Source organism: Carbonatibacter coralli (genome assembly GCF_039592655.1).
GTDB lineage: Bacteria > Pseudomonadota > Alphaproteobacteria > Kiloniellales > Kiloniellaceae > Carbonatibacter > Carbonatibacter coralli.
In genome coordinates, this window is the sequence record NZ_JBBUTJ010000001.1 from 827,913 (window position 1) to 840,306 (window position 12,394).

The 12,394-nt window shown below is 54.1% G+C and carries 10 protein-coding genes and 1 tRNA gene; 8 read left to right on the forward strand and 3 right to left on the reverse strand.

The annotated features are described in order from the left end of the window. Window positions 1-43 precede the first annotated feature (43 nt). The 4 genes from AAAH10_RS03800 to AAAH10_RS03815 all read left to right on the forward strand — a co-directional run bounded on the left by AAAH10_RS03800 (window position 44) and on the right by AAAH10_RS03815 (window position 5,074). Window positions 44-2,113 (forward strand): methyl-accepting chemotaxis protein, encoded by a 2,070-nt coding sequence (locus tag AAAH10_RS03800; protein WP_343560678.1) that lies wholly within the window; start codon window positions 44-46, stop codon window positions 2,111-2,113. A 182-nt stretch (window positions 2,114-2,295) separates the two neighbouring features. After that, window positions 2,296-2,700 (forward strand): tellurite resistance TerB family protein, encoded by a 405-nt coding sequence (locus AAAH10_RS03805; RefSeq protein ID WP_343560680.1) that lies wholly within the window; start codon window positions 2,296-2,298, stop codon window positions 2,698-2,700. A gap of 99 nt (window positions 2,701-2,799) precedes the next feature. After that, a complete protein-coding gene (locus AAAH10_RS03810; protein ID WP_343560682.1) occupies window positions 2,800-3,879 on the forward strand; it encodes a COX15/CtaA family protein in 1,080 nt (359 codons plus the stop codon). A gap of 61 nt (window positions 3,880-3,940) precedes the next feature. Continuing rightward, a complete protein-coding gene (locus tag AAAH10_RS03815) occupies window positions 3,941-5,074 on the forward strand; it encodes a CobW family GTP-binding protein (protein ID WP_343560684.1) in 1,134 nt (377 codons plus the stop codon). Between the two features lie 67 nt (window positions 5,075-5,141). Here the strand turns inward: AAAH10_RS03815 and AAAH10_RS03820 are convergent, their stop codons facing one another. From AAAH10_RS03820 to AAAH10_RS03830, 3 genes are all read right to left on the reverse strand, one after another. Beyond that, on the reverse strand, window positions 5,142-7,313 hold the full coding sequence (locus AAAH10_RS03820) for a sensor domain-containing protein (protein ID WP_343560687.1): 2,172 nt from the start codon (window positions 7,311-7,313) through the stop codon (window positions 5,142-5,144). A 239-nt stretch (window positions 7,314-7,552) separates the two neighbouring features. After that, complete coding sequence (locus AAAH10_RS03825) at window positions 7,553-7,795, reverse strand: hypothetical protein (protein WP_343560688.1); 243 nt, start codon at window positions 7,793-7,795, stop codon at window positions 7,553-7,555. A gap of 33 nt (window positions 7,796-7,828) precedes the next feature. Then, window positions 7,829-7,902 (reverse strand) — tRNA-Gly (locus AAAH10_RS03830). A gap of 199 nt (window positions 7,903-8,101) precedes the next feature. Here AAAH10_RS03830 and AAAH10_RS03835 point away from each other — a divergent pair. The 4 genes from AAAH10_RS03835 to apaG all read left to right on the forward strand — a co-directional run bounded on the left by AAAH10_RS03835 (window position 8,102) and on the right by apaG (window position 12,378). Then, a complete protein-coding gene (locus AAAH10_RS03835) occupies window positions 8,102-9,334 on the forward strand; it encodes an ABC transporter substrate-binding protein (protein WP_343560690.1) in 1,233 nt (410 codons plus the stop codon). Beyond that, a complete protein-coding gene (locus AAAH10_RS03840) occupies window positions 9,310-11,133 on the forward strand; it encodes an ABC transporter permease (RefSeq protein ID WP_343560692.1) in 1,824 nt (607 codons plus the stop codon). The genes AAAH10_RS03835 and AAAH10_RS03840 overlap by 25 nt, the downstream gene beginning before the upstream one ends. Beyond that, window positions 11,120-11,824 (forward strand): ATP-binding cassette domain-containing protein, encoded by a 705-nt coding sequence (locus tag AAAH10_RS03845; RefSeq protein WP_343560694.1) that lies wholly within the window; start codon window positions 11,120-11,122, stop codon window positions 11,822-11,824. Before AAAH10_RS03840 ends, AAAH10_RS03845 begins: the two co-directional genes overlap by 14 nt. Window positions 11,825-11,940: 116 nt before the next feature. Next, a complete protein-coding gene (gene apaG, locus AAAH10_RS03850; RefSeq protein ID WP_343560696.1) occupies window positions 11,941-12,378 on the forward strand; it encodes a Co2+/Mg2+ efflux facilitator ApaG/CorD in 438 nt (145 codons plus the stop codon). Window positions 12,379-12,394 lie beyond the last annotated feature (16 nt).

The window sequence follows — 12,394 nt, forward strand, 5'->3', positions numbered from 1 at the left end:
AAAAACTTGCCCTTCAGGACGATCACTTCCAAGGAGATTCCAGGTGTTTTTATCCAGCTTCAGATCACTTGCGGTCCTTATGATCGCTGTCTCCGTCATCACAGGCGGCATTTCGCTTTATAATGCGCAGGATATTCGTTCAAAAATTGAAACAGCCAACAGCTACTGGGCCCATTATCAGGATATTTCCTCGCCCAAGGAACAGGCCCTGAATGCCCTGATTTCAAACATGGGCTACGGAGGCATGATCCATCAGTTCAAGAACTACGTTCTGCGCAAGGATGAAAAGCGCGTCCAGAGGATCCAGAATGCCGTCGGTGCCTCACTTGGCGCCCTACAGGCTTACCGGAATGTCGGTGTTTCACAGGCAGAAGCAAGGGCACTCGACGATATCGAGGGCGTCATCAAGCTTTATGCCAGCAACACAAATCTGGTCAGTTCCCTCGTTGATGCAGGCAGGGATGCTGCCGGCATCGACAAAACCGTCAAGATCAATGACGGCCCTGCACTGGATGGTCTTGCCACCCTGATTGAAACCGTGATCAGCGAGCGCAAGACTTCTGATTTGCAGACCACAAAAACAGAAGTCCTGTTCAGAATTCGCGAAGCCATGGGCTTTGGCGGTATGATCCACCAGTTCAAGAACTACATTCTGCGCATGGACCAGCCCCGGATAGCCAAGGTACAGGCCAGGGCAACCACTGCTCTCGAAGACATTGATCTCTATCGTTCCTTCCCCGTCTCGCAAGCCGAGAAAACTGCTCTTGACCAGATTGAGGGCGTTATTGAGGAATACCTGGGCAACATGGCACTGGTCCAGGGCGAGGTTGCACGAGGAAACAGCGTTGAAGGCATTGATGCTGTTGTAAAAATCAGCGACAGTCCCGCGATTGAAGGCTTCAAGACGCTCATCTCGGAAATTGCAAGCGAGACCGCCGCACAGGGGCTGAGCCTTTCAGAAGATCTCGAAGCCGCACAGAGCGAATCAACCACAATCATGGTAACAACACTGATCTCGACAGCTGTTCTGATCAGCCTGACCATCTGGGTTCTCTTCATTCGCATTGTCCGCCCCGTTCAGAGCATGACCAGCGTAATGCTCAAACTGTCCGAAGGCGATACCTCTGTCGAGGTTCCGGCGCGCAAGCATCGGGACGAGGTCGGCCAAATGGCAGAAGCCATTGCAATTTTCAAGGAACACATGCTGGAAACAGAACGCATGAACATTGAAAAGGAACGCGACCACGAAGAGAAAGAGCGCAAACAACTGCTGCTCGAAGAGCACATTCACAGCTTCGAAACCAATATCCGGACCGTTCTGGAAAGCCTGACACACGCCAATGACGACATGCACTCCACATCCGAGGAAATGAACGGCATTTCCCAGAGCACCAAGGCGCAGTCCCAGTCCGTCGCCAACTCTGCAGAACGGGCATCCTCCAACGTCCAGACCGTTGCCAGTGCTGCAGAAGAGCTGTCAGCCTCGATCCGGGAAATTGCCAATCAGGTCAACAACGCCAGCGGAGCCGCTTCCCAGGCCGTGGATCAGGCCCGTGAAACCTCCGGAACCATCAGGGTTCTCGAGAGCAATGTTTCGCGCATTGATGAAATTGTCAGCCTGATCAATGACATCGCGGAACAGACCAACCTGCTGGCTCTGAACGCCACAATTGAGGCCGCGCGTGCCGGAGATGCCGGAAAGGGCTTTGCCGTTGTTGCAAGCGAAGTGAAAAACCTGGCCAACCAGACTTCCAAGGCAACAGAGGAGATCACGCGCCAGATCGCGGAAATCCAGTCTGCCACAGGCGAATCAGTAACGGCCATCACCTCTGTTTCCAAAGCCATTGAGGACGTCAACGAAATCACCGCCTCAATCTCTGCTGCCGCACAGCAGCAAAGCGCGGCAACATCCGAAATTGCCCGCAATGTTGAAGAGGCCGCCTCGGGCACACAGGCCGTTACAGATGACATTGTCCATGTTCTGGAATCCGCAGAAAAGGTCGAAAACTCGGCCCACCAGATCGACAACGCCGCGAATGACCTCAGCGACAAGTCCAGACTGCTGCGCAGCGAGGTTTCCAGCTTCCTGCAAAACGTCAGAATGGAAGCCTGATACGGGTTCCGGTCTTCACAGGAAACAGGGCCACTTCGGATGTGCGAAGTGGCCCTGTTTGTCTCAAAGGGGAACGGAAGCTATTCCCATCAGATTGAAATTCACGTTAGACTACCCAAATGGATGAAGACCAGTCCGTTTGCCGATGGGCTGACGCTGAAAGTAACTTGAGGAAACCCGATATGATTGATCACAGATCAGCACTGATTTACGCAATGGTTCTGACATCTGCCGCCGACAATGAAATGACAGACTCCGAACTGCAAACCATTGGGGAAATCGTCAAGTTCCTTCCGGCTTTCAATGGCTACAATCCCGAGGAACTTCCGGAAGATGCCAACCGTTGCGCCCAGCTGCTGGCCGAGGAAAACGGTTTTGATCGCATCATCGATGAAATCGTCGCCTCCCTGCCGGAGCGCCTGCGTGAAACCGCCTATGCCCTCGCCCTTGAAGTTGTTGCTGCTGATGGCGTTGCCTCCCAGGAAGAGCTGCGCCTGATGGAAATCCTGCGCCACAATCTGGACATCGACCGCCTTGCTGCCGCTGCGATTGAACGCGGCGTTCGCGCCCGCTATATGAGCGCCTGAGTTTTGTCCCTGTCCTGACAAACAGTTTTTCTGGTCCTCCTGTCCGCTTTTGACGTAAGCTTTCACGGGGATCAGAAAAAAATAAAACAGGGTAAGACGATGAGCACTGCAGAGACGCAAAATCTGCACCCCGACCTGCAACAGGGTCATTCTTCCGACATATCGGCGTCGCATTCAGCCGTTGTTTTGTGGCTGTACCTTTGCTGTGCGATGATTCTGGTGATGGCTGTGATCGGTGCGATCACCCGCCTGACAGAATCCGGCCTCTCCATCATGGAATGGGCTCCCCTTTCCGGCGCCATTCCTCCGCTTTCCCAAACGGAATGGGAGCGCCTCTTCAGCCTTTACAAAACCATCCCCGAGTACCAGCAGATCAACCGGGGCATGGAACTGGAGGAATTCAAATCCATTTTCTGGTGGGAGTATTTCCACAGACTGTGGGGACGGCTGATCGGTCTGGTCTTTGCTGTTCCCCTGGCTGTTTTCTGGATCAGGCAACAGCTGCCGGGCTGGATCAAGCCTCACCTGCTGTTCCTGCTCGCCCTTGGCGGGCTCCAGGGGGCAATCGGCTGGTACATGGTTGCCAGCGGTTTTGCCGATCGAACCGACGTGAGCCAGTATCGCCTGACACTCCACCTGATGATGGCCGTCGGCATCTACTGCTATATCTTCTGGCTGGCCCTGAAACTCGGTGCAAATTCCACAACAGGTGCCTCTTCGAATGCCCTTGGTTCATGGAGCGCAATCCTCGTTGCAGCCATTCTGCTGACCATGACCTCAGGAGCCTTTGTTGCAGGTCTCAATGCCGGGCTGATCTACAACACCTTCCCTCTCATGGAAGGACAGATGATCCCGCCCTCCTACAGTGACGGCAGTCCGTGGTTTATCAACAGTTTTGAAAACATCGCCGCCGTTCAGTTCCATCACAGGGTTCTGGCAACAGCCACAGGCCTGCTGGCAATCGGGCTGGGACTGCTTGTTCTGCTCAAAGGCCGCTCAAGGAAGGTCAGAATAGCCGGGGTCCTTGTTGCACTGGCTTCTGTGGGGCAGGTTAAACTGGGCATCATGACCCTGCTGCTTGTCGTTCCTGTCGGCCTCGCAGCAGCACATCAGGCAGGTGCATTGATTTTTCTGACCACTGCTTTATATCTGCTGTTCCAGCTCAAATACAGTCGGTGAACATTTCGTTCCGCACTGCCTTGAGCCGTGATGTCCCTCTGATCATACACGGAACAAAAACATGTCCGAATACAGCTTTCAGGTTCATGATATGGAAGTCCCCGATGAACCTCTTCCCGTCTCAGTTCTGACCGGATTTCTGGGAAGCGGCAAGACCACCTTGCTCAAGCAGCTGCTGGAACATCCGGACATGGAAGAAACGGCTGTCATCATCAACGAATTTGGTGAAATCGGCCTGGATCACATGCTGGTCGAAGAGTCCAAGGAAGACACGGTTCTTCTTAACAGCGGCTGTCTTTGCTGCACCGTGCGGGGTGATCTGGTTGAAACCATTCGCAAGCTCTACAAACAGCGTCTGCAACACGAGATCCCTCCGTTCAAGCGCGTTGTGATTGAAACCACCGGACTGGCTGATCCGGCACCCATTCTGCAAACACTGATGACGGACCCGCTTCTGAATGATCGCTTCAGACTGGACTCCGTGATCACAACAGTCGATGCCCTCAATGGCAACCTCACGCTTGATCGCCACAAGGAGTCTGTCAAACAGGCCGCTGTCGCCGATCGCATCCTTCTGACCAAGACAGACCTCCCGGACAGCACCGAAAAGCTTGACGAGCTGACAGCACGTCTGAAGACGCTGAACCCTGCAGCCGTGATCAAAAAAGTGCAAATGGGTCAGGCAGAGCCTTCAAGCCTGTTCAATGCCGGTCTCTACAATCCCGAGACAAAATCCCTGGACGTCCAGCGCTGGCTGAAAGAGGAAGCCTATCACGATCATCATCATCACGACCATGATCACGGAGACGAACATGAGCACGGACATGCACACGATCATGATCACCACCATCATCATCACGATATTAACCGGCACGATGATTCTGTTCACTCCTTTTGCCTGATCCACGACAAGCCCATCGATTGGGATCAGCTGAATTCATGGGTGGACATGCTGATCACCCTCTACGGCAGCAACCTTCTGCGCATCAAGGGTATCCTCAATATTGACGGAGACGAGAAGCCCATCGTCATTCACGGGGTTCAGCACGTTTTCCACCCCCCTGTTGCCCTGGAAAACTGGCCGGACGACGATCATCGCTCCAAACTGGTTTTCATCGTTCGTGATCTCAAGAAGGAAATGTTCGAGGAAACCTTCCATTCCTTCATTGTCGAAGGAGGCGATACCCTTCTTTAAGGGAACAGCTCTGACAAAAAAAGCCCCGCCAGGCGGGGCTTTTTTATTGTCTTCTGCAAGAATTTCCCTAGAACACAGCCAGTTTCTCATCTTCCTTGCGCACGCACCAGCGAATGAAATCCTCAGCCGGGATCGGCCTGGCAAACAGGAAGCCCTGGGCTTCGTCACAGCCCTGATCAGCCAGGAACTCGTAGTGTTCAGGACACTCAACCCCTTCAGCCAAAACCTTGATTCCCATTGCCTTCGCAATCGAGATCACCGCAGACGTCAGCGCTGCATCATCGGAATTCTCATGGCTGTGCATCACAAAGCTCTTGTCAATCTTGAGCTTGTTCACCGGGAAACGTTTCAGATAGGACAGGGACGAGTAGCCGGTCCCGAAGTCATCAATCGAGAGACCAACCCCGAGATCAGCCAGCTTGCGCAGCATCAAATCAGCTTCGACGAAATCGTGCATCAAGGCTGTTTCCGTGATTTCCAGTTCCAGGCATTCCGGAGGAACTCTTGTGAACTCAAGCACTTCGCGGATTTTCTGATCGAAATCCCGCTGGCGGAAGCTCACCGAGGACAGATTGACCGCAACCCTCAATCCCGGATAGTCGACCTGCCATTCCTTGATCTGGACACAGGCCGTCGTCAAAACCCAGTCTGTCAGCGCATCGATCAGGCCGGAACGCTCTGCAAGCGGAATAAAGATTTCCGGTGAAATATACCCCTGTTCGGGGTGATACCAGCGCGTCAGAGCCTCACCACCAATGGTCTGACCTGTCTTCAGGTCAATCTGGGGCTGGTAATGGATTTCAAAGTCACCCTCGCGGATGGCCTTGCGCAGATCGCTTTCCAGCAGACCGAGATTCAAACCACGTGTTCCAAGACCATCCGTGTAGATCTCGAAACTGCCCGATCCCTTTTTCTTGGCATGTTCAAGTGCAACTTCCGAACAGCCCAGCAGATCCTCTGCCGAACGGGCATGATCGGGATAGACACTGATCCCGATGGAGCAGCCACAATAGATTTCATGTCCATCGACAGAAAACGGCTTTTCAAAGCGATCCAGTAACCTTCTGGCGATCGCAAGTCCGTCATCGGTGTCCTCGATTTCAGCCACAAGGGCAAAAACATCTCCGCCGATACGCGCACAGTCTGTCGGGTCAGGCACCATACTGGTGATAAAAAGGCCAATCTGGTTCAGAAGATCGTCACACAGATCGTGCCCGAAAGAGGAATTGAGGTTTTTGAAGTTGTCCAGATCCAGTTGCAGAACAGCAAAGCGCCAGTCCCCCTGCATGCCGGGCTCGGCACCGGAGGCATGGAGAGAGGCAAAATCCAGCTGTTGAAGGAACTGTTTCCTGTTGCCCAGACCGGTCAGGCCGTCCTGGAAGGTCACCAGCCGCAGATCGTCACGGGCACGCTGCAGCGCACTCTTTTCTTCCCGCAATTCCTGCTGCTGCTTTTCAAAGCGCTTCTGCAGGTCAAGCTGGATCGCCATCAGCTCTTCCTCGCGAAGCTGAGACGTGATCCGGTTGCTGGCCTCCATCACCCAGGCCTTTTGTCCGTTCATCTCGAAGCAGGAGACAAAGACCTGCGCAGACAACTCTTCTCCCTCCAGGGATTTCAGGCGCACTGGCACCAGTTCGCTTTCGTCGCGCCAGACTTCCATCTGCCCCTGAAAAAGGCTGTGGTAATCCTGATGAATAAAATCGGTAATTTTGTGTGACTGTGCGTCTGCCTTGTCTTTCAGGCCAAGGAACTTCAGGCCTTCCGGATTGACCGAATAAATCGTTTCCGCATCAAAAACGCAGACCAGATTGATACTGAAATCCCGACTGATCTCGCCTGCCTTGGAAACAAGGGGATTCAATTCCTCTTCCGCAGACAAAACCGGTTCACAGGACAGAACACACTCACCATGCTGTGCCTTGGAAACCTCTGTATAGACCAGACGTCCCTGCCCCGATTGCGTGATGAAGCGCAACAGGTGCCGGCCTTTGGCCGTTTCCATAAGGTCGTCAAGATTGTCACAAAAGGCGGAATGGAGATCGTCAACAAGCGACTTCAGGCTTTTGCCCAGCAGCCCGTTGCCTTCCTGGCGATAGCCCAGTCCCTCAAGAGCAGCGGAGTTTGCAAATTGCACCAAGCCCTTGCTGGAAATGACCAAGACCCAGCTTGAAAGACGCGCCCACTGTTTTTCTTCATTATGATTCATAGCGCCATTGTTGTCGTTCTGGAGGCTCTTCATCCAGCTCGGCTTCCCTACAGAAATCTGAACTACCTGTCTGCAAGGTACGAACGCCCTGCTGATCTCACTTGAAGCAAGCTTAAATCAGAGACTCTTACTGTATGGTAAATTCTTCTGTACCTTTTTGCGTCAAAAGGCGACAAGATACTGTTTTGAAATGATAAACACCTGAAAAAAAGATCATTTGAATCCGGAGACAGGATTCCTGTTAACCTTTTGCACTTTTGCCTGAAATGCGTTCAGGATCTCTTCTTTTTCAGATAGCCAAACAGCAGCTTCAAACCGACAAGCGGCAGCACAACAGTTGCGCCCAACACAACATAAGGCCCTGCCCAGTCTGCAAAATCCTGCGCCAGCACCCAGGCCTCACGGAACAGATCTCCGATGGATTTCAACAGGCCAACGGCATCCGTGTTGAAGGCAGCCAGCAACATCCCGACAATCAGGCAAAGCACCAGAACCTTGAGAACATTGGAAAGCATGAAGAACAGACCTGATCCGGTATCGGGAAAAAATGGAGCGGGTGATGGGAATCGAACCCACGTATTCAGCTTGGGAAGCTGATGTTCTACCATTGAACTACACCCGCACAGGTCAACAGGGACTGTCCCGTCAACTCTTTCATTCCTTTTAGCCTTCGCCCCCGATTTTGGCAAGCTGTCAGGGTCACATAAAATTGAAACCCAACAAGCCGGCTTCATGTGATCCATGGCTGACAACATCCTTGAAAACAGGTAGCTTTCTCGACATTGCGTTTCCGCCAAATATCAGAAAAGGCCTGTCTGATTATGTTTTCCGCCTCTCTTTTTCCCACCCTCTTCCGCTCCCTTAAGCTCGGCGCTCTCGGACTGACAGCCATGACGACAGCCGCACTGGCTGCAGACGATCCGCAGAACTGGGACGCTGTCCGGAAAGAAGCAGAGGGACAGACCGTCTATTTTCACGCCTGGGGCGGACAGGAAACCATCAACAGCTATATTGAATGGGTCGGCGACCGGCTTGAAGACGAGTACGACATCACCCTCAAACATGTGAAGGTCACAGACACGGCAAACGTCGTTTCGCAGGTCCTTGCAGAGAAATCTGCAGGCAAGACAGACGACGGCTCCGTCGATCTGGTGTGGATCAACGGCGAAAATTTCGCTTCGATGAAAAGAAACGGCCTACTCTTTGGCCCCTTTGCAGAAAGCCTGCCGAACTTCAAATTCGTTGATGTCGAAAACAAACCCTCAACCCGTATAGATTTCACCGTTCCTGTCGAGGGACTGGAAGCACCATGGGGCATGGCAAAGCTGAACTTCCTTTACGACTCAGCCCGTACCCCGTCGGCTCCCAAGTCTGCGGCAGAACTGCTGGAGTGGGCCAAGGGACATCCGGGTCGACTGACCTATGCGTCTCCCCCGGATTTCATTGGTTCCACCTTTCTCAAACAGGTTCTGTCAGAGGTCACAGCCGATCCGACAGAACTCCAGAAGGCTCCAACCGCAGAAAGCTACAACAGGGTGACAAAACCGCTTTGGGACTATCTGGACCAGCTCCATCCCCATCTGTGGCGTGAAGGCAGGGATTTTGCTGCCAATTCGACAACACAGCTGCAGATGTTCAATGACGGTGAAGTCGATATCCATATGAGCTTCTCTCCCTTTGCCGCCGCCGCCTTCATCGAAAGCGGGGAAGCACCGGAAACAACCCGCTCCTTCGTCTTCAGGGACGGCACAATCGGGAACACACACTTTGTTGCCATTCCCTTCAACGCTGCCCACAAGGCCGCAGCGATGGTCACCGCAAACTTCCTCATGAGCCCGGAAGCCCAGGCCCGCAAGCACAATCCGCAATACTGGGGTGATCCCACTGTTCTGGACACGACACGTCTTCCGGATGCGGACAAAGCCGCCTTTGCCGCAATTGATCTGGGCGCGGCAACCCTGAGCCCGGAAGAGCTTGGCCCAACACTGCTTGAACCTCATCCGGACTGGATCCTCCAGCTGGAGCAGGAATGGCAGATCCGCTACGGACAGTAGGAAAGCACACAGCTTTGCCATCTCGCAAAAGTGCAGCAAACGATCAGCAGCTTCTCTCCTCTTTTTCAGGAGGGAAAACTGCTGACGGCTTTGCAAGCCCCTGGCTTCGGGTCATGCCGGGCTTCACACTGCTTTTGTTTCTGACCCCCATTCTGCTTGGTCTGCTGGGCACTCTGTTGCCTTCATTCGGCTATTTCCCGGCCCTGAACGCCTATGACCTTCATCTGGAGGTCTGGCAGAAGCTGTTCGACATGCCCGGTCTGGCAGGTTCGATACGCCTGTCTCTGACAACCGGCATTCTGGCGACAACACTCTCCTTTTTTCTGGCCTGCCTCTTTCTCGCAGCTTTCCAGCACAGGAACTGGTTTGCCCGCGTACAGGCTGTTCTTGCCCCGCTGCTTGCCATTCCCCATTCGGCACTGGCCATTGGCCTTGTCTTTGTCATTGCGCCCAGTGGCTGGATTGTGCGCCTGCTGTCTCCCTGGCTGACAGGCTGGGACCTGCCCCCAGACCTGATCACCGTTCAGGATCCCCGGGGTCTGTCTCTTGTCTTTGCACTGGTTCTGAAGGAAACGCCCTATCTGATTCTGATGGGGCTGTCGATTGCCCCGCAACTGCAGCAAACCGAGCGCATGCGCGTTGCTGCCTCACTGGGCTACAGCCCGATGGCAGGCTGGTTCAAGGTGATCTTCCCGGATTTCTACAGACTGATGCGGTTGCCGCTGATGGCTGTTCTTGCCTTTTCCCTGTCTGTTGTGGACATGGCACTGATCATTGGTCCCGGCACACCTCCTCCCCTGTCTGTTCTCGTCCTGCGCTGGTATCTGGAACCGGATCTCGGCTTCAGGCTTCTGGCTGCTGCGGGTGGCCTGCTTCAACTGGGACTCGTTCTGGGGACGCTTCTTTTCTGGTTCGCCACTTCCCCCCTTCTCGCTAGGGCCCTGAGGAACAGCCTGACAAACGGAAAGCGCCAGATCCTGGAACGCCTGCTGCCCAAGGTCTCCATGGGCAGCCTGCTCCTTCTGGTGGGGACAGCTCTCTTGTCCATGATCTCCCTGCTCTTCTGGTCCTTCTCCAAACGCTGGAGCTATCCGAACGTACTGCCTGACAGTCTGACCACCCGCACCTGGGAGCGGCAAACAGACACTCTCATCGACCTGGGTTTGACGACAATTATACTGGGGCTTGCAGCAAGCTGTCTGGCCATTGCCCTTTCGCTGGCCTGTCTGGAACTCGAGAAACAGCGCAACCGCAACAGCGGTCAAGGCAGCCTCTATCTGCTGTACATGCCCCTGCTGATCCCACAGGTCACCTTTCTGTTCGGCATTCAGATCCTTCTGATCTCGCTCGGGCTGGATGGCACCTGGATCGCCGTGATCTGGCTTCATCTTATCTTTGTTCTGCCCTATGCCTTTTTGAGTCTGTCCGATGCCTATCACCAGCAGGACAATCGCTACGGCCAGATCGCCCTTTCGCTTGGGCACACCCGCTGGACGACCTTTTTCAGGGTTCGCCTTCCCCTTCTGATTCGCCCTGTCTGCTTCACACTCGCCCTTGGCTTTGCAGTGTCCGCCGCACAGTATCTGCCCACACTTCTGGGAGGAACCGGGCGGATCACTACTCTTGCGACAGAAGCCGTTTCCCTGGCATCCGGTGGCAATCGGCGCGTTGTGTCCGTCGTGACCCTGCTCTATTCTTTTCTTCCCCTGCTGGCCTTTGCCCTGGCTCTCCTTCTGCCCTCCCGCCTTTACCCTCACTCCAGTAAACAGAACCACGCAAACGACCATGAGCCATCCTGATCACACCTCTGCAGTCTGTCCGCTTGTTCTCGATCAGGTTCAAATCCTCAAACGGGACGAACACGGAGTCTTCTGCCCTTTGTTCCCGCCTCTGGAGCGCTCCATCACGCCCGGGGAAATTCTGACGGTCATGGGGCCAAGCGGATGCGGGAAATCCACCCTTCTGAACTGGATCAGCGGCTGGCTCAAACCCGAATTCAAAACCTCCGGGGATATAAGGCTGGGCGATTGCTCCCTGCAGAAGCTCGCCCCGGAAAAACGGAACCTTGGTCTGCTTCTGCAGGATCCGCTGCTTTTTCCCCACATGACCGTCGGGCAAAATCTGGCTTTCGGGATTCCCCAAAGCACAAAAAGCAGAACCGAGCGAAAGGACAGGGTCCGTGCCGCCCTGGCAGAAGCCGGTCTTGAAGGGTTTGAAAACCGTCACCCCGACACACTCTCCGGCGGACAGAAGGCCCGCGTTGCCCTGATGCGCACGCTCCTGTCAAAACCCAAGGCCCTGCTGCTGGACGAACCCTTTTCCAAGCTGGATGAAAACCTCAGGGATCGTGTCAGGCACTTCGTCTTTGAACATGCGCGTTCGGAAAGCCTTCCCACCCTGCTGGTCACACACGATCAGGCCGATGCCGCGCTTGCCTCCCGCTACAATTCCTCACCGGAAACCGCGATTGTTCATCTCACGCCCCCCTGAAAGCCGTCAGCGAACAGAAAGAAGGCGTCGTCTGACTTGCTTTTCATCAGGATTCAGGTCACAAACGCCTATTCGCTTTCAGCCCCTGTAGCCCGATCATACAGAAGGCCCATACAATGAATTCCCAAGCAAGCGGTTCACAGACATCAGCCAAACAGATGGTTTATCAGCAAACAACCGAGTCAGTGGAAGTAACGGTCAAGCCGGTCTTTCTGGAAGAACAGTCCCGCCCACTGGACAATCACTATGTCTGGCTCTATCAGGTCACAATTCGCAACAACGGTACTGAAACCTGCACGCTGCGGAACCGTCACTGGAAAATCGTTGATGCCAACGGGAAGACGCAGGAAGTCAAAGGTGCAGGCGTTGTCGGTGAAGAGCCGATACTCAATCCGGGAGATACCTTCGAGTACAGCAGTGGTACACCACTCAATGCTCCTTCCGGCATCATGAGGGGAACCTACGAGATGGAAAGGTCATCCGGAGAACGCTTTATTGTCGAGATTCCGGCTTTTTCACTGGACAGCCCCCATGATCGTGCTGCATTCAACTAAACCAATTCAAAAATGA